The sequence below is a fragment of the Streptomyces sp. NRRL F-5123 genome (genome assembly GCF_000721495.1).
Lineage (GTDB): Bacteria > Actinomycetota > Actinomycetes > Streptomycetales > Streptomycetaceae > Actinacidiphila.
The window spans coordinates 83,453-105,677 of record NZ_JOHY01000045.1 but is presented as its reverse complement, the minus strand read 5'-3'; the positions used below and the strand labels follow the sequence as shown (position 1 = coordinate 105,677).

Sequence of the window (22,225 nt, the reverse complement as noted above, 5' to 3'; positions counted from 1 at the left end):
AACGGCAACACCAACCAGTCCCAGGGCACCTTCTACGAGGGCGCCGTCGTCGCCGGCTACCCCACCGACGCCACCGACAACGCCGTCCAGGCCAACATCGCCGCGACGGGATACGGGGCCACCACCGCCCCGGGCAACACCGTCACGGTCACCAACCCCGGGGCACAGAGCGCCACCGTGGGCACGGCGGTCACCGCGCTGCAGGTCCAGGCCGCCGACTCCGCCTCCGGTCAGACGCTCTCCTTCGCCGCCGCCGGCCTTCCCCCCGGTCTCTCGATCAGCTCCACCGGCCGGATCACCGGAACGCCCACCGCGGCCGGCAGCTACGCCGTCACGGTCACCGCCACCGACGCCACAGGGGCCAAGGGCACGGCGTCCTTCACCTGGACCGTCACCGGTGGCGGTTCCACGGGCGGCACATGCCATGTCACGTACACCACGACCAGCGAATGGGCAGGCGGATTCACCGCCGACGTCACCGTCGGCAACACGAGCGGCACCCCGGTGAACGGCTGGTCGGTCACCTTCTCCTTCCCCGACAGCCAGAAGGTCGCCAACGGCTGGAACGCCACCGTCACGCAGTCGGGCGCCGTGGTCACCGCCACCAACATGAGCTACAACGGCACGATCCCCTCGGGCGGTACCGCGTCCTTCGGGTTCCAGGGCACGTACGCCTCCAGCAACCCTTCGCCGACCGCCTTCGCCCTCAACGGCACCGCCTGCACCTGATCCACTGCCCCACGCCGGGCGGGGACACGTCGCGCACTCACCGCCCGGCAGCCGGTGGTGCGGCAGGAGGGGTCTGCGGGCGCCGCTGTTGCGCGCCGACGTCGCGTTGCCCACCGGCGCACCGCCGAGCGACGGCTCGGCCCTGCTGCTCGTCGACTTCGCGAGCGCCGCCCGCACGGGAGCACCGCAGGCCTGACAGATGCCTTCCCGCCGGGGGCGACCTCGGCGGGCGACACGATGTTGCCGGGAAAATCCGCCTGCCGGTGCATGCGTTGGCCTACGTTTGTCAGCATGACCGGCAGCACGGACAACCAGCGGGCCGCGCGGAGTGCCGACGCTTCCCGCGCCTCGATCCTGGCCGCGGCGCGCGAGCGGTTCGCGGCGGACGGGTACGAGAAGGCCACCATCCGGGCCATCGCGCGTGACGCGAAGATCGACCCGTCGATGGTGATGCGCTACTACGGCAGCAAGGCAGGCCTGTTCGCCGACGCCGTCGCGATCGACCCGGGCCTGCCCGGCGTGCCCGTCGAGCCGCGTGCGGAGATCGGCCGCACGCTGGCGCGCCACTTCCTCGCCCTGTGGGAGGAGAACGGGGACCTCACCGCGCTGATCCGGGTCGGAGCCGCCGACCCGGCCGCCGCCGAGCACATGCAGCGGGTGCTGCGAGACCAGCTGATCCCGCTGGCGCGAAGGGTGTGCCCCGATCCGGAGCAGGCGCCGGCCCGGGCAGCGCTGTGCGCCTCGACCGTGCTGGGACTCGCGCTGACGCGGTACGTGCTGCGCTTCCCGGCGAGCGTGGCGCTCACCCGCGAGGAGATCGTGGACTGGCTCGGTCCGACGATCCAGCGGTATCTCACCGCGCCGACGCCCTGAAGAACGCGCCGAGGGCATGCGCCGGCGACTCCGTCTTCGTGAGAGGCCTCGAAGCCGTTCGGGCCGCGGACAGGCTCGGGACTTTCCCCTTCTTCCGCGTACCTGGAGACTCGGGCGTGTGGTTCGAGGGGAAGCGCGCGGCAGCAAGCGGTTGGCGGCGGTTGCCTGTTCGGACGGGAGTGCACAGTGAAGCGGTCGCAGCGTGTTGCTGTCATCGGAGTGGGCGTTCTCGGAGCCGGCGTGGGCTGGAACCTGTCCCGGCAGGGCGCCGAAGTGGTCTTCATCGACGCCGGACGACCCGGTGAGGGCGTCACCGACTGGTCCTTCTCCTGGGTCAACGCGAGCAACAAGACGGTGCGCAGGTCCTACTTCGACCTGAACGTCGCCGGTATGGCGGCCCACCGTGAGCTGGCCGGGGTCATCGGGCCCGACTCATGGTGGTATCCCAGTGGCCACCTGCGCTGGGCGGATGATCCCGCGGCGGAGACGAAGCTCCTGGAGTCCGCTGAGCTGCTGGCCGCCTGGGACTACCGGGTCGAGGTGCGTACGGGGGCCGAGGTGCGCCGGCTCGAGCCGGCTCTCGCGCTGCCCGGCGAGGTCCCGGTCCTCTTCTGTCCCGACGAAGCGTGGGTGCACGGACGGCACCTCGTGGGCCGCCTGCTCGCTCAGGCGGTCGCGTGCGGCGCCGAGCTTCGGTCCGGCACCGCGGTCCGCGGCATCGGCACGGGTACCGACGGGAGCATCCGCACGCTGGCGCTGTCCGACGGAAGCTCGCTCGACGTCGACATCGTGGTGAACGCGGCGGGGCCCCGTGCCTCCCATGTCGCCGGGCTCGTCGCACGGCACCTGCCGATGCGCCGCGAGCCCGGCGCCGTCACCCGGATCAGCTGCGTCCGCGTCCCGGTCGGCCGCGCCATGCACGCACCTCACGTGGAGATCCGCCCGGACGGGGAGGCTTCGGTGGTCCTGCACAGTCGCGAGGTGGACGCGCTCATCGACACAGGCGAAGACCCGGCGGAACTGGCACGGCTGCTCCACGACGCGGCGCGGCGCGTCGTCCCCGACCTGGGCAGCTCTCGCATCGTACGGACCCGGGTCGTCCACCGGCCCATCCCGGCCGACGCATTCCCCTCGGTAGGATCGGTACCGTCGGTGCCGGGCTACTACGAGGCCGTGTCCCACAGCGGCATCACGCTCGGGCCGGTGATCGGCCGGCTGCTCGCTTCGGAGATCCTCAGCGGTCACAGGGACGAGCTGCTGGCGGACTTCCGCCCGGAGCGGTTCCCCTCGTGACGGTCGGGGGCGCACCACCGGCGTAGACGCAGTGGGCCCGGCTGCCGACAGAACTGTCCGGCCCCTGGTCGTCCGCCCGGCCCTTGTCCGACCGGCAATATGCACGATGCCGCCCGGACCGCGAAGGTCCACCACAGCGGGCATCCGGTACACGCCAGAATTCACGGAAATGCGAATGATCGCGACCATTGCACCACAATGGTCAAATGAAGAGAAAAGCTCTTTCTGCCCAGGCCCGCTACACGGCCCGAAGGGCAGGCCATGGCGGAACGTGAGCCGCAGCGCACCGGGGCCACCGAAGCGGAGGGCACCGCCGGCCGGGCGCCGGCAAAGCCTTCGGACCTCCCCCGCGGGACGGCCTGGGAGATCCTCAAGCGCACCTTCGCAGAATACAAGGCCGACAATCTGTCCGATCTCGCCGCCGCCCTCACGTACTACGGGATCCTGGCCGTCTTCCCCGCCCTCCTGGCGCTCGTCTCGATCGTGGGCCTTCTGAGCAAGTCCGCTGCCGCGTCGCTGACGGACAACATCACCAGCACGGCCCCCGGCGCCGTCCGCTCGACACTGACCGGCATCGTCACCCAGGTACAGGCCAGCGGCGACAAAGCCCTCGTCCCGCTGATCGTCGGCACCGGGGTCGCACTGTGGTCGGCATCCGGGTACGTCGCGGCCTTCATGCGAGCCGGCAACGCCGTGTACGACATCGGCGAAGGCCGCCCTGCCTGGAAGACGATTCCCGTTCGACTCGGAATCACGGTCTTCACCGTGACTGTTCTGGCCGCCATCTCGGTGGGCATCGTGTTCACCGGCGACCTGGCCCGCAGGACCGGGCACATCCTGGGTCTCGGCGACACCGCGGTCACCGTATGGAACTACGCCAAGTGGCCTGTCATGGTCGTCCTGTTCGCCCTGGTCGTCGCGGTGCTGCACTGGGCCGCGCCGAACGTCAGGCATCCCTTCGCCTGGATCACCCGCGGCAGCGTGCTCAGCGTCCTCGTCTGGATCGCCGCGTCCGCCCTCTTCGCCGTCTACATCGCCAACTTCTCCAGCTACAACAAGACCTACGGCGCTTTCGCCGGGATCATCGTGTTCCTCGTCTGGCTGTGGATCTCCAACATCGCCCTGCTGCTCGGCCTGGAATACAGCGCCGAGTCCGAACGCGCCCGCGCTCGCCTGGCCGGCCACCCCGCCGACAAGGAGCCCTACGTCGAACCCCGCGACGACCGCAACCTCTGACAGCCGCCGCCCTCTTCTTCGCGCCACTCCTACGGCCGCCTGGCCGGCCGGCCAGGCGGGCTATTCGAGCACGGACACAGCCGTCTTCAACTCGCCGTAGACCTCTCGCGCGTACTCGACGAGGGTCCGCGGCTCCGCCGATGACGTCCACCGGTCGAACGCGCCGTAGAACGCACGCACGCCCAGTTCGGCCGCGAGATCGGCGACGAGTTCCGAGACGCCGCGCGTGCGAAGCGCCTGCGCCATCGCCTCGCAGAGCGCCGCCCGCTTGGAGGCGGAGCGCTCCTGCAGTTCCGCGCTGTTCGCGATGACCGCCCGAAGCCGCCGTCCGATGTCCCGCCGGTCCTCCGTGAACGACGACGCGAGTCCGTCCAGCGCCAGGCCGACCATCTCCAGGGGCGTGCCCGACGCGGGCGCCTCGGCGATCGCCTCGGCCGTGACCCGGCTGTGGATCTCCTGCCCGGCGAACAGCACCTCGCGCTTGTCGGTGAAGTGCCGGAAAAACGTGGTCTTGGTCAGCCCTCCGGCCCGCTCGGCGATCTCGTTGACCGTTGTCGCCTCGTATCCCTGCTCGGCGAACAGTTCGACCGCGGCGCGGACCAGCCGTTCCCGTGCGTTCGGTTCCCATCGAGCCATGGGGACATCCTAAGTGATGTGACTTGGTAACGTCACCGTGGTACCGTGACGTTACCAAGTCACATCACTTCCCAGGGAGATCCTCGTGCGCGTCTTCGTCACCGGTGCCAGCGGCCACATCGGCTCCGCCGTTGTTCCTGAACTCATCCACGCAGGTCACGACGTCGTCGGCCTCGCACGTTCCGACGAGGCGGCCGCTGCCGTCAGGGCGATGGGCGCCGAGGCCCGCCGCGGCAACCTGACCGACCTCGACGGCCTGCGCGAGGCCGCCCGCAACGCCGACGCGGTCGTCCACCTCGGCTTCCAGCACGAGGGCATCGCCTCCGGTCGTTTCGCCGAGGTCGCCGCACAGGACGAAGAGGTCGTCCACGCGATCTGCGGCGAACTCGTCGACACCGGCAAGGCCTTCCTCGGCATCGGCATGAGTCGCGTCGAGGACCTGGTGAACCACCGGAATCCCCGCGCCAAGGTCGCCCTCGCCATCCACGGGTACACCGAGCACGGCGTGCGCACCGTCCTCGTCGCGGTCCCGAACGTCACGCACAGCGAGCGCGACCGGAACGGGTTCATCCCGCAGTACCTCCGGATCGCCCGGGAAACCGGCGTCGCCGGCTACGTCGGCGACGGCGCCAACACCTGGGCCGCGGGCCACACGCTCGACGTCGCCCGCGTCTGGGCGCTCGCGGTGGACAAGGCCCCGGCCGGCTCGCAGGTCACCGGCGCCACCGAGGCCGGTGTCCCGGTCCGCATCATCGCCGAGTCCGTCGCCCGCCACCTGGGCGTCAAGGCGGTCAGCATGTCGGCGGAGCAGGCAGCCGAGCACTTCAGGGCCTTCCCCTTCATCGGCATCGACGTCAAGATGCCGAACGAGGCGACCCGCGAACTGCTCGGCTGGGAGCCGACCCACCCCACCCTGCTCGCCGACCTCGACGCAGGCTTCTACTTCAGTCGCTGAGCCGCCAGGAGGCCAGGAGCGTGGGTCGGCAGTTTTGACCGTGGCGGTGACGCCCAGGACGCCGATGTCCGAATATCGCCAGCGCCTTTCCCGCTGGATCGTCGCCATGGGCTGATGACCGCAGAAAACACGATGAATTCGAGCCCGATCGCGGAATCGGCGGCTGGGCCGCGCACAGGCGCGCGCGCACGAGGCGGCGCCTTGGCCGTACTGCAGGAGTTCTACGCGGCCGAAGCGGCCTACATTGCCGCCGGAGGTATGGGCAAGGCCAGCTTCGACGGACTCGCCGGGTGCCTCGATCCTGAGGTGGTGATGTACCAGGCACCTGGTTGCCCTACGGGGGCACTTGGCGCGGGCCGCGCGGCATCGAGGAGTTCATGGCCGCGATGAGCGAGGCGTGGCAGTCGCTGGAATTCCTGGAGCAGCGGTTCGTGGTCGACGGAGACGTCGTCGTCGTACTGAACCGCGGCCGCCTGCAGGCCCGCGCCACCGGTCGGACCCTGGACACCTCGGTCATGCAACTGATCACGGTCAAAGACGGACTCATCACCGAGATACACCCGTTCTACTGGGACACCATCGCGGTGGCCGAAGCCTTGCACCCGCAGTAGGAGTTCCCGGTACCAGGCGCTCCGCCGGTGTCTCGCCGCCGCCGTCCGGGCGCGCCGCGCCTGCAGAAGGCGGGCATCGCCGCCGGCGCGCAATGACCTTCTCCCCCCAGCAGAGGGTCCTACGCCGGGGGCCACGGAACGCTCCTCGTGCGGCGAATCCCGTCAGCGTGCACCGCCTCCGTAGGAATCCGGTCCGTACCGGGGTGGAGCCTGGTGGTCGGGGCCGGCTTCCAGGCCGGGGGTGTGGCCGCTGCGCAGGTAGGTGACGTCCGCCGCGTGCGGTGCGCCGTGCACTTCGTTCAGCCAGGTCTCGGCGAGGTCCTGCTGGGGCCGGGGACGGCCGGGCGGTGGGGAGTACGGCGTCGGGCCTGCCCCCGCGGCCGCGGGGGCGGGTGCGGTGGGGGCGACGGGCACGGTGAGACTGCCGTACCGCTCCATGCGCTGCCACCGCAGGCGGCTTCCCGCGACGGCGGTGGCCACGGACTGGATGACGACCAGGTACATCAACTGCCGGTAGACGAACTGCTGGAGGGGCAGCGTCCACAGCGGCCCGATCCGTTCGCCGTCCAGCCTGAAAGCGTACGCGCTGAGGAGGGCCTGCAGGAGCAGGAAGGCCAGCCACAGGCCGACGATGCGCAGAGGGTCGAGGAAGACCAGGCCGTAGACGGCGAAGATGTCGACGACTGGGGCGACCAGGGGCAGCAGGACCTGGAAGAGCAGCAGATAGAGCAGCCCGCGGCGACCGAGCTTGCCGGCCTGGCCGGCGGAGACCACGGCGCGGCGGTGCTTCCACATCGCCTGGAGCGTGCCGTAGCACCAGCGGTAGCGCTGCCGCCACAGGGCGCCGAGCGATGCCGGCGCCTCGGTCCAGGCGATCGCGTCCTCCTCGTAGACCACGCGCCAGCCCTCGCGGCACAGTGCCATGGTCAGGTCGGTGTCCTCGGCGAGGGTCTCGTCGCTGACCCCGCCGACCCGGAGCAGCGCGGTGCGCCGGAAGGCGCCCACCGCACCGGGGACGGTCGGCATGCACTGCCCGAGGTCGAAGAGCCGCCGGTCGAGGTTGAAGCCGACGACGTACTCGATGTGCTGCCACCGGCCGAGCAGTCCGCGCCGGTTGACGACCTTGGCATTGCCGGACACCGCGCCGACCCGCGGGTCGGCGAAGGGCTGTATCAGGGTGCGCACCGCGTCCGGCTCGAAGACGGTGTCGCCGTCGACCATGACCAGCAGCTCGAAGGAGGCGGCCGCGATCCCGGCGTTGAGCGCGGCGGGTTTGCCGGCGTTCGCCTGCCGGATGACCCGCACGTAGGGCAGGTGGAGGGACTCGACCAGATCGGCCGTGCCGTCGGTGGAGCCGTCGTCGACGACGACGACCTCAACCGGGTGGTCGGAGGCGAGCAGCGAACGGACCGCGGCCTCGATACCGGCGCTCTCGTTGTAGGCCGGGACGATGACGGTGACCGGCTCGGTGACCGGCGGCCCCCAGGCCTTGCCGCGTCGCCCGGTGTGCCGGCGCGCGGCGATCACCACGGCGGCGGCGCGCAGCACGGCGAGCACGCCGGCGGCGAGGAGCAGCCAGCCCAGGATGCGCAGCGCCCATCCGCTGGCGGCGAGCGTGCCGATCAGGGCGAGTCCGAGCCAGTGGTCGCCGGTGCTCGCCGGGCGCGTGGCCTGGGGCAGGCCGACCGCTTCGGAGACCGTGGCGAAGCGGTAGCCGCGTGCGGTCAGCTGCGGCAGCAGCCGGTCGAGGGCGGCGACGGTCTGGGAGCGGTCGCCGCCGCCGTCGTGCATCAGAAGGATCTGTCCGGCGCTGCCGTGCGGGGTGGCGTTGGCGACGATCGCGTCTGCTCCGGGGCGTTGCCAGTCCTCGCTGTCCTGCGTGCTGAGCACCGTGAGATAGCCGTGCTCGCCGGCCGTCTCGACGGATTCCCAGTCGTGGTCGTTCAGGGCCTCGTTGCTCGACGAGTACGGGGGGCGCAGGAGGTAACTGGTCTGCCCGGTGGCGCCGGCCAGGGCGAGCTGGGCCTCTCGCAGCTCGAGCGAGCGCTGCCAGGCGGGGATGGCGCCGAGGTTGGCGTGGGTGAAGGTGTGGATGCCGATCTGGTTGCCGTCGGCGGCGATCTGCCGCACCAGCGCGGGATGTGCCGCGACCTCGGTGCCGACGACGAAGAACGTGGCGTGCACGTGGTGGCGGCGCAGCACGGCGAGGATCTGCGGGGTCCAGCGGGGGTCGGGGCCGTCGTCGAAGGTGAGGGCGATGGTGCGGGCCCTGGGGCGGGCGGTCCGGGCCGGAGTCGCCGCGCTGTCGATCACCGGGCCGCCGTGGGCAACCGCCGTGGGCACCCGGTTCGCGGGCCCTCCGCCTGAGCCCGCGGCGTCGTCGCCGATGCCGAACATGTGCTGGGTGTAGCCCTGGATGAGGAGCGTGCCGCTCAGCGTGAGGACCAGCACCGTCAGCAGCAGCCAGTGGGTGCGCAGCGGCTTGCTGCGCACCACACCCCGGCGGCCGTGGTGGCCGCCGCGCCCCGCGGGCGCTGCCCGCCGCCGGCTCATCCGCGACCGTGCCCGGTGTGGGTGGGGACGGGGTGGGTGGCGGTGCTCTTGCCGTGGGTCGCGGTGGGTGAGGCGGTGGCGGACGGCTTCGCGGTGGCCGTGGCGGCGCTGCCGGACGCGGACGGGTGCGCCGAGGGTGCGGTGCCGGCTGTGGTACGGGCGGTCGGCTTGCCGGTGGCGGACGCTGCGCCGCCCGCCACCGAGGGCTTGCGGTGCGGTGAGCCGGGTGCGGTGTGCCGGGGCGTCGCCGTGCCCGCGCCGTGGTCGCCCGCGGCAGGCAGCGGCAGGTACGGCGAGTCGACCGAGGGCCCGCCGAAAGCTGTGCTCAGCAGCAGCACGGCGTAGGCGGCGGCGGGGACCGCCAGGAGACATCCAAGCCTTCTGACCCGGCGCTGCCGCCGCCCTGAAGGGTCGAGGAAGACCGGTCGGGCGGCTCCGTGGGAGCCGCCCGACCGGTGCTTCTTCGCACCGGGTGTTCGGCCGGTGGAGGGGTCCTGCACTGTCTCGGGTTGCACAGCCGCGCACCTTACAAGAGGCAACACGCCTTGGCGACGCGACGCATATTTGCGGAAACATCCGTATCGGCACCCTGTTGTGGCATCGGGCGCCCGCGTCACCGGCGGCGCGGGCCACGCCTCGGTCCTGCCGGCGGGCGGACATCGGGAGCGGGATGCCGAACGTGGTGGCGCCGGTACCGACGCCGCCCTCGCAGGAGTTGGGCGGCGCGGTGGTCACGCCGCGGGTGGAGGGGCGCTCGGCGGCGCAGAACGTGTACGCGAGCATGCCGGTGGTGGTGCCCGCGCGCCGGCCGGGGCGGCGGTCCGGGTCCAGGAGCCTGTGGCGTTCGTCACCGACGACGGGAAGTCGGTGCACTCCGGCCGGGCCTGGGAGCCCTCGGCGACGGAGAGGCTGCCGGTGAACTTCGGGGGGCGAGCGACGGGATCGGCTGGCTGTAGTGGGACCTGCCGTCCGGTGCTCCTGCCAGTTCGACCCGGCCTGCCCGTCGAACGTACTCGCGCGGAGGGCGGCCGCCGCCTGCCGCTCGCCGCAGACCGGAGGGGTGTAACGCTTTCGGCGGCCGCTACGTCCCCTGTTCTACGCGCATTCCCGCGCGAAACCGGTGGTCAGGAGGAGGCGGCGTGGGGGCGGATCGGACGGTGGACGCGCCCGCGGGGGCGGTGGAGTCCTGCCCGCGGTTGGCAGCAGGCCTGGTGGCGACGGTGCGCGAGCGCTCCGGGCTCGGGCTCGACTATTCGCCGGGGAGCCTGGCCCTCGTCGACCGCATCATGGACGGCCTGCGCCAGGGGGAATCGCGGGCCGCGGACCTGGCACCCACCCTGATGGCCCTGGGCGCCTACACCGGTGAGGTGCTGGTGCGGGCGGCCGGCGCAGCCTGGGTGGAATTCGATGCCGGCCAGCGCGCTATCTTCGGACAGCCGTTCGGCGTTCGCACGCCGGACGGCCGACTGTGGAACCCCCTGGGCAGAGCGGTCAAACGGTACGAGAACGGTCCGCAGGACAGCTTGCGCCTGTTCTGCCTCGCGGTGGTCGGCAGAACCAGGGGCTGAGTCTGCGGCGCAGGACGAGCAGACAGCTGGCGCCCGCCACCGGCCCGGTGGCCGACGAGCACGACGAGGACTGGTGGCGAGAGCGCGGTTGCCCCGGCAGGACGGGACGGACAACACGGCGTTCGCCGCTGCCCTCGCGCGGGCGCGCGAGGGCGACGAGGCGGCGTTCACCACCGTCTACCGGACGGTCAACCCACGCCTGGTCGGATATCTCCGCGGCCTCGTCGGCCACGACGCCGACGACGTCGCGGCGGAGACCTGGCACGACGTCGTACGCGGGCTGAACGGCTTCCGGGGCGACGGGCCGGCTTTTCGCGCCTGGGCGGCCACGATCGCCCGGAACCGGGCACTGGACCACCTGCGCAAGGCCAATGTCCGCCCCAGGACCACGGAACTCGACGACGCCGTCACGGAACCTTCGGCCGAGCGGGATTCCGAGAGCCTGGCCCTGGAGAACCTTTCGACCGCCCACGCCCTGTCCCTGATCGCAGAGCTCCCCCGCGACCAGGCCGAGGCCGTACTGCTGCGGGTGATGCTCGGCCTCAACGCCCCCATGGCCGCCCAGGTTCTGGGCAAGCAGCCCGGTGCGGTCCGCACCGCCGCCCATCGCGGCCTCAAACGCCTGGCAGAGCACATGCGCCGCACCGGCGGCACCGAGGAGAAGTGACGACGATGACCAGCAACGAGCGTCCGGAGCCACGGGAAGGCGCATTCCCCGGTCGAACCGGTGACCTGGCGGGGAGGCACCGGGCCGGGCCGGAAGGGCAACCCGGCTGGCTCGACGCCGGCACGGCGGAACGGCTGCTGGACGGGGATCCGGACCTGCCCCACGACGATCCCCGGGTGGCCGATCTCGCCCGGCTGCTGTCGAAGGCCGCGCGGGGAGCCGACTCCCGGCCCGGGAACGCGGACGACGAGCGGCTCGTGCTCCAGGCCTTCCGCGGCTCGCGGCAAGCGGGACGGACACCGGCCGGCCCGGAGCGCCGGCGTACACCGTGGCGGCGCGTGTCACGCCCGACGAGAGCGCTGGTGGGGGGCCTCGCCGCGGCGTCGGTACTCGGCGGGGTGGCGATCGCCGCACAGACCGGGACGCTGCCGCACCCGTTCCGCTCCGGAGAGGCCACGCCCGTGCAGAGCCCTGCGCCGGCCCCGCCGGCACCCGCGGCCGGCACCCCGAGTGCTCCTGGCACCGGCCGACCCACCACCTCGCCGGACCGGGCAACAGCGCCTGCTGCCCCCACCGGTCCCTCCGCGCACCCTTCCGCTCCCGGGGCGAGCACCCCCGCACCGCCGAGCCTCAAAGGGTTGTGTGCCTCCTACGCGCGGGCCTCCGAGCGCGGCGAGCACCTGGACTCCGCGGCGCAGCGCCGCCTGGAGACCGCCGCGGGCAGCCCTGCCGAGGTTGCCCCGTACTGCGCACGGCTGACCGGCGGCCAGCCTTCCGGTCACGGCGGGGCGGGATCCGCGAGACCGTCGGCAGATCCTGCGGCCGTCACGCCGCAAACCCCCGCGCCTCACGCCTCCCGGCGCCCGACGCCTGCCGTCGTGACCGGCCACGCGAAAGGCCACGGGCGGGCCTGACCGCGGAACCGGGCCGGAAGGGAGACCCCCCTTCCGGCCCGGCGTTGCGATGTGCCGCCGGTCAGAAGGCGCCGATGCCGTTCGGCGTGCCGAGCCCGGTGGGGCCGTCCCAGCCGGTGCGGGCGGTGCACCACTGCGAGGTGGTGCAGCTGCCGTTGCTGCCGGAGGTGACGTCGTACAGCGAGGTCGAGTGCGTGTACGGGTAGTTGTTGTCGATCGAGCCGGTGTTGCCGGCCAGTGCGTAGACCGACGCGATGATCGGGGACGACACGCTGGTGCCGCCGAAGACCATCCAGCCGGAGTAGCCCTGGTAGGCGGTGCTGTCGTAGACCGCCACGCCGGTGGAGGGGTTGGCGACCGCTGAGACGTCGGCCTCTGCGCGCTTGGAGCAGCCGGTCGCGAAGGACGCGGCGCCGGTCAGCGCGGTGTTGTACGCGGAGCAGCCGCTGCCGGCGCCGCTCCACGCGGTCTCGGTCCAGCCGCGCGCGTTGGACGAGGTGCTGAGCGACGTGCCGCCGACGGCGGTGACGTAGTGCGAGGACGCCGGGTAGCTCGCGCCGTAGCCGGAGTCACCGGAACTGGCGGTCACGGCGATGCCCGGGTGGTTGTAGTACGAGCCGTAGCTCGCGTCGGAGGCGTCGGAGCCGCCGTAGCTGTTGCTGATGGCGACGACGCCCGCGGTGGCCGCCGCGCGGTTCACCGCGGCGCCCAGGTTGGCGAAGGACGAGGTCTTGGCCTCCACCAGCAGGATGTGGCAGTTGGGGCATATCGCCGAGACCATGTCGATGTCGAGTGAGATCTCCTGCGCCCAGCCGCCGTCCTTCTTCGGGTAGCTGGTGCCGCCGTTCTGGTCGATCTTCTTGAAGCAGCCGTTGGCCGTCGTGCAGGCCGGAAGCCCGAACTGGGCCCGGTAGACGGCGAGATCGGCCTCGGCGGTCGGGTCGTCGTACGCGTCGACGATCGCGACGGTGCGGCCGGCGCCCGCCGTCGCCGACGGCAGGTTGTACGCGGACTGCAGGCTGGACGGGCCGTAGCCGGACGGGGTGGCGTTCGGCGAGATCTGCTCGGTGGAGACGACGTCGGTACGGACGATCGCCTGGCACGAGGCGAATCCCGCCTTGGCCGTGGTACAGGAGTGCGCGGTCTTCGCGGCCGGCGAGACCGCCGCCTGCGAGGCACCGACAGGGCCGAGGACCATGAGCGGGATTCCCGCCAGGGCTGCTACGCCCATGCCAAACAGCTGTGCGCGTGTGCGCAGTTGCATATGACTCTCCTCAGGGGTCATGGCCGATCGGTGCGTCGGCCTCGGCAGCCTGCCCGGCTCACGGCCGCCCGGGTAGGGCGTGCCGGGCCGGACGCTGCCGTGTCAGGGGAGGGTGACGAAGGGCGCGAGGAACGCCCGGCTTGCCGTGACGTCGAGCCGGTAGGCGACGTTGGTGGCGTAGCAAGGGGAGTCACCGGTGACGGTGATCGCCGCGAGGACGAGCGAACCGCCGATCAGCGCGAAGTTCGGACCACCCGAATCTCCGTAGCAGGCGCCGCCGTTGCCCTGGGGAGCCGTCATGGCCAAACGCACCCAGGAGGGGTTGAGCGCGTCGAAGGAGACCGGGGCCTTCATCCGGACGCCGCCGCCCGGATGGGTCTGGCCGCCCGGGCCGCGCTGCGCCTCCTGCGTGCCGTAACCGGTGACCTCGAACGGCGTGCCGTTCAGCCCCTGCCGACCCAGTGCGTCCAGTTGGCCCTGGGCGGGCAGCGTGGCCGGGGTGAACGACCAGCGCGCGGCAACCGCGGCGGCGGGCAGCTGGATCACGGCGATGTCGTGCGGATCGGCGGACGGGCCCGGGTAGGCGGGGTCGGTGTGTGCGACGCCCTCGACCCCCACGGCCGTCCCGACAGCCGCCGGGTCACCGGCGTGCGCCTGCTCGGCGGCGTCCAGCTCGGACTGGACGTCCTGGTCGAGGGAGACGTAGAACCGCACGCCCGCAGGCCAGTCACTGGTGCAGTGCCCCGCGGTGAGGAACGTGTCGCGGTCCACCATCGTCCCCGAGCACACCCAGTCCACCCGGTCGGGCGTGGCCGCGTCCCCGTCGTCGTCCCACTGGGCGACAAGGGCGCCGACCTCGGTGCGCTCGGGCGCCGGTGTGGCGTTGTACGAGTTGACGGCCGCCGCAGGCGACGCCCCGGCGATCCCCAGGACCGCACCGGCAGCAGCGGCGGCCAAGCCACCGCTCATCCGCCGCTTGCCGCTTCCGGCGTTCCGGAACGACACGATGAGCTCCTCTCACGGCAGCCACGACAGCCGGTGTCGCAGACCGGGCGCACCACCGCCGGCGTGACAGGGCACGCCTGCGGACGTCCACGGAACAGGAGTTGCCAACCGTCCCGTGTGGACGCGTGCAGTGTGAAGGCTTGACAGGTACAACGCAACCCTCGACGCAAAGGTGACGAAAGCATCAGCGCAGGCATTCCGGCCGGAAGACCGGGAATGGACACTGCTCCCCGCGGCGGGGCGTGAACACGTACCGGCGGCGGCCCCCTCCCACGCGCGCCGGAGGCGGATTCGTCCTCACCGACCGCGGTCGCGCGGATCACGCCGAGGGGTGCGACGACGGGCGACCCCGACTTCGGTCGTGGCCTGTGAGTCGTTCAGCTCCGGGGCGTTCAGCGGCCGATGCCGTCCAGTTCGGCCAAGTCCTCGTGAGAGAGGGAGATTCCCGCGCCGGCGATGTTCTCGCGCAGGTGCGCCGTCGATGACGTGCCGGGGATGAGCAGGATGTTCGGTGACCGCTGCAGCAGCCAGGCCAGCGCGACGGACATCGGTGTCGCCGCCAGTCGTGCGGCGACCGCCGAGAGCGCCGAGGACTGCAGCGGGGTGAAGCCGCCGAGGGGGAAGAAGGGCACGTATGCGACGCCGTCGCGGGCGAGTCGGTCGACGAGCTTGTCGTCGTGGCGGTGGGCGAGGTTGTACATGTTCTGCACGCACACGATCGGCGCGATGCCCTGCGCCTCGGCGACCTGCTCCTCGGTGGCGTTGCTGACCCCGAGGTGGCGGATCAGGCCCTGCTGCCGGAGTTCCACGAGGGTCTCGAACGCCTCGGCGAGCGAGCCGGGCTGGGGACCTTCGGCGTTGCCGAGCCGGAGGTTGACCACGTCGAGCACGTCGAGCCGGAGGGATGTGAGGTTGTCGTGGACCTGGCGGCGCAGATCTTCGGGTCGCCGGGCCGTGGGCCAGCCGCCCTGTCCGTCGCGGGTCGCGCCCACCTTGGTCACGATGTGCAGCGCCTCGGGATAGGGGTGCAGTGCCTCGTGGATCAGCTCGTTGGTGACGCGCGGCCCGTAGGCGTCGCTGGTGTCGATGTGGGTGACACCGGCGTCGACCGCTTCACGCAGAACGGCCTGGGCGCCCTCGCGGTCGGCGGGCGGTCCCATGACCCACGGTCCGGCCAGTTGCATGGCGCCGTAGCCGAACCGGGTGACGGTCAGGTCACCCAGGGCCCAGGTGCCGCCGGGAAGGGAGAGGGAGGGTGTGCTCATGTTGTTGCCTTTCGTCGTGCACGCGGGGGTGGCGCCTGCCGCCTCCCTGCACCAGCATTGGAGAGGAGCTTCCCATCGGGAAGTAGGCACTTTGAAGTGCGTAACCACCCGTCGGTGAGAGGTGCGATCGTGACGACGAATGCGGCCCGCAAGAGGGCCCAGGCCAAGGTCGAGTACAACGCGTTCCTGGCAGGGTGCCCCAGCCGGCAGCTGCTCGACCGGATCTCGGACAAGTGGGTCGTCCTGGTCCTGTGTGCGCTCGGCGGCGACAGCGGCCCTGACCGGCCCGGCGCGGGACACGCAGTCGCTCCGAAGGCGATGCGTTACTCCGAGATCTCCCGTCTGCTGGCCGGCGTCAGCCAGAAGATGCTGACCCAGACGCTGCGGTCGCTGGAGCACGACGGTCTGCTCACCCGAACCGTGACGCCGACCGTCCCCGTCACCGTCTCCTACGAGCTGACCGACCTCGGCCTCTCGCTCCACCACATGACGCGCGGGCTCAGGAACTGGGCGCAGACGCACATGGCCGAGGTCCTCGCAAACCGTGAGGAATACAACTCCCGCACCTCCTGACGACGCACCTCCAACCGTCCGGACCTCGCCCGTCCCCGGCCGGCTCCCGCTCACCGGACCGGGACGGCCGGGACGACACGGTCTTACGAGGGCCGTCGACCGGGCAGGCTGCCGTCCTTCGGTGCCGGCGGCGCCCCTCAGGCTGCTTTCGCGTCCTCACCGGCCAGGAACGGACGCAGCAGCGCGAGCAGGGCGCGTGGGCGGTGCAGCGGAATGATGTGGCCGCAGTCCTCGATGACGTGTCCGGTGAGATCGTCGGTGATCGGGCGGAGCTGGCGTTCCAGCGCAGCCCCGACGGGCCGGGCGCCCAGCGCCATCGTCGGCACCGTCAGGCGGGCGGTGGCGACCGCCTGCTCGATCTGTGCCGCGCTCTCGGGGAGCGCCCGGTAGTACGAGAACGCGCGGCTCAACGCCCGGCAGCCGGTGTACGCGCGGACGAAGGCGTCCCGGAGGGCGGGGCGCACCCCGTCACCGAGCGTGCCGGCATTCAGAAACCAGTCGACGTACGCGGCCTCGTGGCCCTCCAGCACGGTCTCGGCAAGGCCGGGCGCGGCGGAATGGAAGCCGAACCACCACGGCGGCCCGCCGGCGAGGAAGTCCTCGGCGCCGGGCAGCGTGCCCAGCAGGGACTCCATGACGACCAGGCGCCGGACGAGGCCGGGGCGGCGCAGGGCGAGCAGGAAGGCCGGCGCGGTACCCGCGTCGATGCCCACCACCGCGGCCGAGGACACGCCGAGCGCGGTGAGAAGCGCCGCGGCGTCCTCGGCCAGCGTGCCCGCGTCGTACCCGGAGGCGGCTCCGCTGCTCGCGCCGAACCCGCGCAGGTCCGGCGCGATGACGTGGTAGCGGCCGGACAGGTCGGCCATGACGTCCGTCCACAGCTCCCATGTGTGCGGGAAACCGTGCAGCAGCAGTACGGCCGGGCCCGATCCGGCGAGAGCGACGTTCAGTTCGACGCCGTTGACGGGGACGCGCCGCAGTTCGGGCATGGAGGGGCTCCAGGGGTGGTGAGGATTGGTGACCAGGTCACGCTATGGAACTATCCTGGTCCGTCCAAGACGGCACTTTCCCTTCAGGTGGTGAGCCCCGAGTGACCGCATCGAAGCCCGGCGAACCCGTCCGGCGGCCCGGCGAGCGGGGTGATCTGCTGGATCCGCGCTGCCCGGTCCGCCAGTTGCTCGACCGGATCGGCACCAAGTGGACGTCGATGGCGGTCAAGGTGCTGGCCGAGGAGGCTCCGGACGAGCTCCGCTTCGCGGAACTGCGGCGCCGTATCCCCGGCATCTCACAGAAGATGCTGTCCGTCACCCTGCAGAGCCTGGTCCGCGACGGCCTGGTCGCTCGCCGCGTGGAACCCACCGTGCCGCCCGCCGTCCACTACCGGCTCACCGAACTCGGCCTGTCCCTCGAAAGACCGCTCTCCGCCCTGCGGGTCTGGGCCGAGACGCACATGCCGGAGATCGACCGCAGCAACCAGCTCGCCGACGGGTCGCCTCCTGGCTGAAGCGGTCCTCTGCCTGCCGCCGAGTCCGCGCCCGGCCTGCCGGTCGGCCATGGGGCAGGAGCACCCGGCGGGGGCGCGGTCCGGCCGGGTCAGGCCAGGAGCTTCTCCACCGCCACCCGCAGATCGGACATGGCCGCCCGGTGGAAGCGGGGCCCGAAGGACACGCGGGCGACCCCCAGCTCCCTGAGCGCCGCCAGGTCCAGGTGCTCGCCGGTGTTGCCGTTGACGGGGCCGGGAAGCTCTTCCACGAGGGTGGCGATGTCACTCCTGTCCCGCACGCCGATGGGGTAGACGCAGTCGGCTCCGGCCTCCAGGTAGAGCCGGCCCCTGCGTACCGCCTCGGTGAGCCGGGACGGCCCGGTCAGCCCGGAGGGCGGCAGGAAGGTGTCGACGCGGGCGTTGACGACGATCGGGACGCCGGCGTCGTCGGCGGCGGAGCGGACCTCGGCGAGCCACTGGGCCTGCGCGCCGGCCTCGGTGAGGCCGCCCGCGCGGTGGTCGGTGTCCTCCAGGTTGCAGCCGACCGCGCCGATGTCCAGCAGGCGGCCCACCAGTTCGTGCGGCGCCATGCCGTAGCCGGCCTCGGCGTCCACGGTGACGGGGACCGGAACGGCCCGTGCCACCCGCCCCGCGGCGGCGAACATCTCCTCCCACGGCGCCTTCTCACCGTCGGGGTGACCGAGCACGGCGGCCACGGCCGCGCTGGTGGTGGCGACCGCGGGGAATCCCGCCTCCGACACGACCACGGCGCTCGCCGCGTCCCAGGCATTGGGCAGCACCAGGAGGTCACCGGTGTGCAGTTCGCGGAGCCGGGCCGCCCGAGCCTTCAGTTCCGCCAGATCAGCAGCCATCGAATTCTCCTCGCATCATGAACGGCAGCAGTCGACCTCGTCCGGCGGCCCGTTCCAGGACCGCTGGAGCACGGACCCCCGCTCGCGCGGGGACCGGGTCACTTGTTCAGACCCGGCGCGGGGCCGAAAGTCGTCGGCCGGCGGCAGGCTCCTGGTGCGGCGTCAGACGACGGTGACAGCAGGCCGGTCTGCCGGGTGGTCGTGCAAGCCCAGGCGGTCGAGGAGGCCGAGGCCGGGGTGGACGGCGATGCGCTCGGAGAGCGAGCCGAGCCCGTAACCGGCGGTGACCGTGCCGGTGGAGGTGACGATCTCCTGGTCTGCGGCGTGGACGACGGTGGTGACGGGGTAGGTGATCTCGCGTCGCCGGATTAGGCGGATACTTCGGGTGACAGTGGCATATTCCCGATGCGGTTGGGAAGTACCTGCAATGCGCATGAACGTCCTCACCGTCCCCTCCGAAGGAGCGCCACCGATGCGACGCATCGTCACCACCGCACTGCTCACCGCCGTCCTGGCCGCGGCCGCGCCGACAGCCCTGGCGGCGGTCCCCGCCTACGCTTCGTCCTCCGCCGCTTCGGGCGCCGGCATCTGGATGGAGGACTGCCTCGTCGGCCACGGTCACCCCGTCGCGAAGAACGGCGCACTGACCTGTGACGGCGGGGAGTTCGACGGGCAGCCGATCGACGCCGGGTGATCCGGCCCGGCGCCGCCCCGAGGGCGAAAGGGGAAGCCCGCCAGGCCCTCACGACGTCCGAACCTTGCTCCATCTATCGAGATTCGATAGATTCCGATCGTTGATCGATATAGGGATGGGGTCATGGGAAAGCTGGCAGTGCGGGCGCTGCGCGTCGTGCTCGCGGTGGTTTTCACCGGGACCGTGTTCGTCCAGGCATTGATGGTGTGGGTGCTGCTCAGCGGGAGTGACCCGGAGGACGGGACGCTCCCGCTGACGGCGCTGCGCGTGCTCACGGTCCTGGGCGTCGGGGCGGTCCAGGTCGTCCTGGTCTGCGTGTGGCGGCTGGTCACGATGGTGCGGGGCGGAACCGTGTTCTCGCATGCCGCCTTCCGCTACCTGGACGGCATCATCGGCGCGATCGTCGCGGCCGCTCTCGTGTGGTTCGCGGTCACGGCCGTGAACGCGCCGGGCCAGCGGGACGACCCGGGAGTCACGCTCGTCATGGGCGGGATCGGCGTGGCCGTCCTGGGGGTCGCACTCATCGTGCTCGTACTGCGGACGCTCCTCACCCAGGCCGTCGCCCGCGACCTCGAAGCGGCCCGGATGCAGGCCGAGCTGGACGGGGTGATCTGATGCCGATCGCCGTCGACATCGACGTGATGCTGGCCAGGCGGAAGATGTCGGTGGGCGAGCTCGCCGACCGCGTGGGGATCACGCCCGCCAACCTGGCGGTGCTGAAGAACGGCCGCGCCAAGGCGGTGCGCTTCGCGACGCTCGCCGCGCTCTGCGAGGTGCTGGACTGCCAGCCGGGTGACCTGCTCCGCTGGGAGGCCGAGGACACCACGGGCGAGCGAGCCGTCCCCGCCGACGCGCACACCGGGTGATGCCGGCGGGGCTCATGACGACGGGCGTGCGCAGCTTCCGGACGCCCCGGATACGCCCGCCCGGCCCGGCACCCCGGGCCCGCCGCGAGGAGGGGCGGCGGGTGACCAGGTCCCGGGCGGCGGAGGAGGCGGCATGCGGGCGGGGGGCGGATCGTCGGACGAGGGCGTCCCGCCGATGAGTTCGGCGTCCCCGGACGGTCTGTCACGCGAGACGACCGTTCCCGACAGGAGTGCCATGTCCACCATCCAGCCAGTGATCATCACCACCGGCCTCGACGTCCTGCTCGGCTTCTACACGAAGCTGCTCGGAGCCGAGGAGATCTTCCGGGAGCCGGCGCAGGGCCCGGCCTTCTACGTCGGCCTGCGCGTCGGCGACTCCGAGCTCGGGCTGGTGGCCAGGCCGGACGCGCCGACCGGTGCGGCGCCGCGGGTCGTGCTCAGCATCGCCGTCGACGACGTCGAGGAGACACTCGGCCGCGTGGCGGCGCTGGGCGGCTCGGTCGGCGGAGGGCCCAACGACATGCCGTGGGGCCTGCGCGTCGCCCACGTCAAGGACCCCGAGGGGAACGCGGTGAACCTCACCCAGCCGATCCCGGCCCGGTGAGGGCGGAGCCGCGATCGGCGCGGCCACGCCCGGCGGCAGCGCGCCGCCGGGCGTGGCCCAGCGGCGTGTCTCAGTGGCGTGGCCCGTGCATGCGGTGCAGCAGCGGCCGGGGGTGCAGCGGCCGGGTACGCCAGGCCGCGGTGAAGGTGCCCGTGAACGGCTCGGGCAGGTCGGACAGCTCGCATCGCAGGTCCAGGCTGTGCGGGGTCTCCAGGAAGCACACGGTCGCGGTGAACGTGTCCCGGTCCGTCCACCCGGCGCTGACCGCGCACGGCGGCATCCCGGGGCCGCCTTCGGTCGTGGTCCAGCCGCCGGGGGCGAAGCCGAGGGCGAAGGTCCGCTCGCCCTCGGTCAGGGCGAGCGACCAGCCGGTCGCGTCGTCCCGCCGCAGGCTCACCTGAGTCAGCGTCGGCTGCTCGTCGCAGGTGCCGCCCGCCGGTGCGAACCGCGCGCCCGCCCACTCCCCCGCACCGGCCGGGGGCGCGGCCTCGCCCGCGACCCCCGGCAGCGCGAGCCGCGACAGGCGCAGCCGCAGCGACTCGTCGTCCTTCTCGCGGTCCGTCAGCGTGGCGTCACCGAACGCGGGCAGCAGGTGCCGCCACGCCGCGTCCAGCACCTCTTGCAGGTCCAGGGTCTGCGAGGTCAGGGCGAGCACGGCGTCGTGCTCGGGCAGCACCACGCAGTACTGGCCGTACGCCCCGTCACCGCGGAAGCCGTGCCGGGACATCCAGAACTGGAGTCCGTAGCCCTGCTGCCAGTCGGAGTTCGCCGCGCCCTCGGCCGTCCCGTCGCCGTTCGGCACGTGCGCGCGGGTCGCCTCGGCCACCCACCCGGCGGGGAGCAGCTGCCTGCCCTCCCAGACCCCGCCCTGGAGGAGGAGCTGCCCGAGGCGGGCGACCGCGTCCGTCGTGGCGTACATCCCGCTGAAGCCCAGGTCGCGCCCGGCCGGGAACTGCTCCCAGACGGTCTCGGCGATGCCGAGCGGATCGAACAGCCGCTCGCGCAGATAGCCGGTCAGGGACTGCCCCGTCACGTGCTGCACGATGGCGCCCAGGGTGTACGTGCAGGACTGGTTGTACGCGAAGACCGTGCCGGGTTCGCGGTCCGGCGGGAGGGACAGGAAGCCGCGCACGGGCTCGGCCCGGTCGGCGACGAGAACGCGCTCCCACGTGTCGGACTCGTGCCCGCTGGCCATGGACGCGATGTGCCGCACCAGCATCGACCGGCTGCGCGGATCGGTGATCTCCGCCTCGAACCGGGGGAAGTAGGAGACCACCGGCGCGTCCAGGTCGAGCAGGCCGTCGGCGGCGGCCAGGCCCGCGGCGGCCGAGGTGAAGCTCTTGCTCAGGGAGTAGAGCAGCTGCGGCCGGTCCGGGGTGCGCGGCGCCCACCAGCCCTCGGCGACCAGGCGCCCGTTCCGCAGCAGCATGACGCCGTGGGGGTCGATGCCAGGCGCGGCCTCCAGCGCGTCGAGGAAGGCGTGGACGCCGCGCGCGTCCACGCCCTCGGCGGCCGGAGTGCTGGTCGGCAGCGGGCGGCCGGCGTGGGTGCTCATGTGTTCCTC

At 72.1% G+C, this 22,225-nt stretch carries 24 protein-coding genes; 14 read left to right on the top strand and 10 right to left on the bottom strand.

What is annotated here, in order from left to right:
- The 4 genes from IH54_RS0128620 to IH54_RS0128600 form a co-directional block, all read left to right on the top strand.
- A partial coding sequence (locus IH54_RS0128620; RefSeq protein ID WP_031522299.1) for a cellulose-binding domain-containing protein occupies positions 1-729 on the top strand: 729 nt, incomplete at its 5' end.
- 291 nt (positions 730-1,020) lie between these two features.
- Complete coding sequence (locus IH54_RS0128610; protein ID WP_031522297.1) at positions 1,021-1,602, top strand: TetR family transcriptional regulator; 582 nt, start codon at positions 1,021-1,023, stop codon at positions 1,600-1,602.
- Positions 1,603-1,788: 186 nt separating this feature from the next.
- Positions 1,789-2,895, top strand: a complete 1,107-nt coding sequence (locus IH54_RS0128605; protein ID WP_159012115.1) for an NAD(P)/FAD-dependent oxidoreductase — start codon at positions 1,789-1,791, stop codon at positions 2,893-2,895.
- A 261-nt stretch (positions 2,896-3,156) separates the two neighbouring features.
- A complete protein-coding gene (locus tag IH54_RS0128600; RefSeq protein ID WP_052397973.1) occupies positions 3,157-4,131 on the top strand; it encodes a YihY/virulence factor BrkB family protein in 975 nt (324 codons plus the stop codon).
- Between the two features lie 60 nt (positions 4,132-4,191).
- On the opposite strand, the gene IH54_RS0128595 is transcribed toward IH54_RS0128600, so the two are convergent.
- Positions 4,192-4,767, bottom strand: a complete 576-nt coding sequence (locus IH54_RS0128595) for a TetR/AcrR family transcriptional regulator (RefSeq protein ID WP_031522290.1) — start codon at positions 4,765-4,767, stop codon at positions 4,192-4,194.
- Positions 4,768-4,852: 85 nt separating this feature from the next.
- Here IH54_RS0128595 and IH54_RS0128590 point away from each other — a divergent pair, with 85 nt between their 5' ends.
- Positions 4,853-5,722, top strand: a complete 870-nt coding sequence (locus IH54_RS0128590) for an NAD-dependent epimerase/dehydratase family protein (protein ID WP_031522288.1) — start codon at positions 4,853-4,855, stop codon at positions 5,720-5,722.
- A 377-nt stretch (positions 5,723-6,099) separates the two neighbouring features.
- A complete protein-coding gene (locus IH54_RS47145; protein ID WP_234343973.1) occupies positions 6,100-6,333 on the top strand; it encodes a nuclear transport factor 2 family protein in 234 nt (77 codons plus the stop codon).
- A 162-nt stretch (positions 6,334-6,495) separates the two neighbouring features.
- On the opposite strand, the gene IH54_RS0128580 is transcribed toward IH54_RS47145, so the two are convergent.
- Together IH54_RS0128580 and IH54_RS0128575 are read right to left on the bottom strand one after the other, a co-directional pair.
- A complete protein-coding gene (locus IH54_RS0128580; protein WP_078862599.1) occupies positions 6,496-8,886 on the bottom strand; it encodes a glycosyltransferase in 2,391 nt (796 codons plus the stop codon).
- A complete protein-coding gene (locus IH54_RS0128575; protein WP_159012113.1) occupies positions 8,883-9,401 on the bottom strand; it encodes a hypothetical protein in 519 nt (172 codons plus the stop codon). Before IH54_RS0128575 ends, IH54_RS0128580 begins: the two co-directional genes overlap by 4 nt.
- Positions 9,402-10,043: 642 nt before the next feature.
- Here IH54_RS0128575 and IH54_RS0128570 point away from each other — a divergent pair.
- On the top strand, positions 10,044-10,454 hold the full coding sequence (locus IH54_RS0128570) for a hypothetical protein (RefSeq protein WP_052397975.1): 411 nt from the start codon (positions 10,044-10,046) through the stop codon (positions 10,452-10,454).
- A gap of 73 nt (positions 10,455-10,527) precedes the next feature.
- Positions 10,528-11,121: an RNA polymerase sigma factor gene (locus IH54_RS0128565; protein ID WP_107060285.1), complete on the top strand. Its 594-nt coding sequence runs from the start codon at positions 10,528-10,530 to the stop codon at positions 11,119-11,121.
- 975 nt (positions 11,122-12,096) lie between these two features.
- Here the strand turns inward: IH54_RS0128565 and IH54_RS0128560 are convergent.
- From IH54_RS0128560 to IH54_RS0128550, 3 genes are all read right to left on the bottom strand, one after another.
- Positions 12,097-13,266 (bottom strand): S53 family peptidase, encoded by a 1,170-nt coding sequence (locus tag IH54_RS0128560; RefSeq protein WP_043182548.1) that lies wholly within the window; start codon positions 13,264-13,266, stop codon positions 12,097-12,099.
- Positions 13,267-13,401: 135 nt separating this feature from the next.
- Complete coding sequence (locus IH54_RS0128555; protein ID WP_234343971.1) at positions 13,402-14,304, bottom strand: trypsin-like serine protease; 903 nt, start codon at positions 14,302-14,304, stop codon at positions 13,402-13,404.
- 392 nt (positions 14,305-14,696) lie between these two features.
- Positions 14,697-15,569 (bottom strand): aldo/keto reductase family oxidoreductase, encoded by an 873-nt coding sequence (locus IH54_RS0128550; protein ID WP_031522273.1) that lies wholly within the window; start codon positions 15,567-15,569, stop codon positions 14,697-14,699.
- 126 nt (positions 15,570-15,695) lie between these two features.
- Between IH54_RS0128550 and IH54_RS0128545 the strand changes: the two genes are divergently transcribed.
- The gene (locus IH54_RS0128545; protein ID WP_031522272.1) at positions 15,696-16,142 is read left to right on the top strand and encodes a winged helix-turn-helix transcriptional regulator; all 447 of its coding nucleotides are present in this window, start codon (positions 15,696-15,698) and stop codon (positions 16,140-16,142) included.
- A gap of 137 nt (positions 16,143-16,279) precedes the next feature.
- On the opposite strand, the gene IH54_RS0128540 is transcribed toward IH54_RS0128545, so the two are convergent.
- A complete protein-coding gene (locus tag IH54_RS0128540) occupies positions 16,280-17,131 on the bottom strand; it encodes an alpha/beta fold hydrolase (RefSeq protein WP_031522270.1) in 852 nt (283 codons plus the stop codon).
- Between the two features lie 101 nt (positions 17,132-17,232).
- Here IH54_RS0128540 and IH54_RS0128535 point away from each other — a divergent pair, with 101 nt between their 5' ends.
- Complete coding sequence (locus IH54_RS0128535; RefSeq protein WP_031522267.1) at positions 17,233-17,646, top strand: winged helix-turn-helix transcriptional regulator; 414 nt, start codon at positions 17,233-17,235, stop codon at positions 17,644-17,646.
- Positions 17,647-17,735: 89 nt separating this feature from the next.
- On the opposite strand, the gene IH54_RS0128530 is transcribed toward IH54_RS0128535, so the two are convergent.
- Positions 17,736-18,497: an isocitrate lyase/PEP mutase family protein gene (locus IH54_RS0128530; RefSeq protein WP_031522265.1), complete on the bottom strand. Its 762-nt coding sequence runs from the start codon at positions 18,495-18,497 to the stop codon at positions 17,736-17,738.
- Positions 18,498-18,659: 162 nt separating this feature from the next.
- Entirely contained in the window at positions 18,660-18,932 is a 273-nt protein-coding gene (locus IH54_RS0128525; RefSeq protein ID WP_159012110.1) for a hypothetical protein, read from the bottom strand.
- 37 nt (positions 18,933-18,969) lie between these two features.
- Here IH54_RS0128525 and IH54_RS0128520 point away from each other — a divergent pair, with 37 nt between their 5' ends.
- The 4 genes from IH54_RS0128520 to IH54_RS0128505 all read left to right on the top strand — a co-directional run bounded on the left by IH54_RS0128520 (position 18,970) and on the right by IH54_RS0128505 (position 20,661).
- Positions 18,970-19,191 carry a hypothetical protein gene (locus tag IH54_RS0128520; RefSeq protein ID WP_031522260.1) on the top strand — a complete coding sequence of 74 codons (222 nt, stop codon included), beginning with the start codon at positions 18,970-18,972 and terminating at the stop codon, positions 19,189-19,191.
- Between the two features lie 123 nt (positions 19,192-19,314).
- The gene (locus IH54_RS0128515; protein ID WP_031522258.1) at positions 19,315-19,806 is read left to right on the top strand and encodes a DUF2975 domain-containing protein; all 492 of its coding nucleotides are present in this window, start codon (positions 19,315-19,317) and stop codon (positions 19,804-19,806) included.
- Positions 19,806-20,057: a helix-turn-helix domain-containing protein gene (locus IH54_RS0128510; RefSeq protein WP_031522256.1), complete on the top strand. Its 252-nt coding sequence runs from the start codon at positions 19,806-19,808 to the stop codon at positions 20,055-20,057. Before IH54_RS0128515 ends, IH54_RS0128510 begins: the two co-directional genes overlap by 1 nt.
- Positions 20,058-20,292: 235 nt before the next feature.
- Positions 20,293-20,661 (top strand): VOC family protein, encoded by a 369-nt coding sequence (locus tag IH54_RS0128505; RefSeq protein WP_031522253.1) that lies wholly within the window; start codon positions 20,293-20,295, stop codon positions 20,659-20,661.
- Between the two features lie 70 nt (positions 20,662-20,731).
- On the opposite strand, the gene IH54_RS0128500 is transcribed toward IH54_RS0128505, so the two are convergent.
- Entirely contained in the window at positions 20,732-22,216 is a 1,485-nt protein-coding gene (locus IH54_RS0128500) for a serine hydrolase domain-containing protein (RefSeq protein ID WP_031522251.1), read from the bottom strand.
- Positions 22,217-22,225: the final 9 nt, after the last annotated feature.

Excerpts from the sequence above, each read along its gene's own strand:
- IH54_RS0128600 (WP_052397973.1), top strand. The coding sequence starts at position 3,157 with ATGGCGGAACGTGAGCCGCAGCGCACCGGGGCCACCGAAGCGGAGGGC.
- IH54_RS0128610 (WP_031522297.1), top strand. The coding sequence starts at position 1,021 with ATGACCGGCAGCACGGACAACCAGCGGGCCGCGCGGAGTGCCGACGCT.
- IH54_RS0128525 (WP_159012110.1), bottom strand. The coding sequence starts at position 18,932 with ATGCGCATTGCAGGTACTTCCCAACCGCATCGGGAATATGCCACTGTC.
- IH54_RS0128510 (WP_031522256.1), top strand. The coding sequence starts at position 19,806 with ATGCCGATCGCCGTCGACATCGACGTGATGCTGGCCAGGCGGAAGATG.
- IH54_RS0128515 (WP_031522258.1), top strand. The coding sequence starts at position 19,315 with ATGGGAAAGCTGGCAGTGCGGGCGCTGCGCGTCGTGCTCGCGGTGGTT.
- IH54_RS0128505 (WP_031522253.1), top strand. The coding sequence starts at position 20,293 with ATGTCCACCATCCAGCCAGTGATCATCACCACCGGCCTCGACGTCCTG.
- IH54_RS47145 (WP_234343973.1), top strand. The coding sequence starts at position 6,100 with ATGGCCGCGATGAGCGAGGCGTGGCAGTCGCTGGAATTCCTGGAGCAG.
- IH54_RS0128595 (WP_031522290.1), bottom strand. The coding sequence starts at position 4,767 with ATGGCTCGATGGGAACCGAACGCACGGGAACGGCTGGTCCGCGCCGCG.
- IH54_RS0128520 (WP_031522260.1), top strand. The coding sequence starts at position 18,970 with ATGCGACGCATCGTCACCACCGCACTGCTCACCGCCGTCCTGGCCGCG.
- IH54_RS0128500 (WP_031522251.1), bottom strand. The coding sequence starts at position 22,216 with ATGAGCACCCACGCCGGCCGCCCGCTGCCGACCAGCACTCCGGCCGCC.
- IH54_RS0128580 (WP_078862599.1), bottom strand. The coding sequence starts at position 8,886 with ATGAGCCGGCGGCGGGCAGCGCCCGCGGGGCGCGGCGGCCACCACGGC.
- IH54_RS0128550 (WP_031522273.1), bottom strand. The coding sequence starts at position 15,569 with ATGAGCACACCCTCCCTCTCCCTTCCCGGCGGCACCTGGGCCCTGGGT.
- IH54_RS0128540 (WP_031522270.1), bottom strand. The coding sequence starts at position 17,131 with ATGCCCGAACTGCGGCGCGTCCCCGTCAACGGCGTCGAACTGAACGTC.
- IH54_RS0128560 (WP_043182548.1), bottom strand. The coding sequence starts at position 13,266 with ATGGGCGTAGCAGCCCTGGCGGGAATCCCGCTCATGGTCCTCGGCCCT.
- IH54_RS0128530 (WP_031522265.1), bottom strand. The coding sequence starts at position 18,497 with ATGGCTGCTGATCTGGCGGAACTGAAGGCTCGGGCGGCCCGGCTCCGC.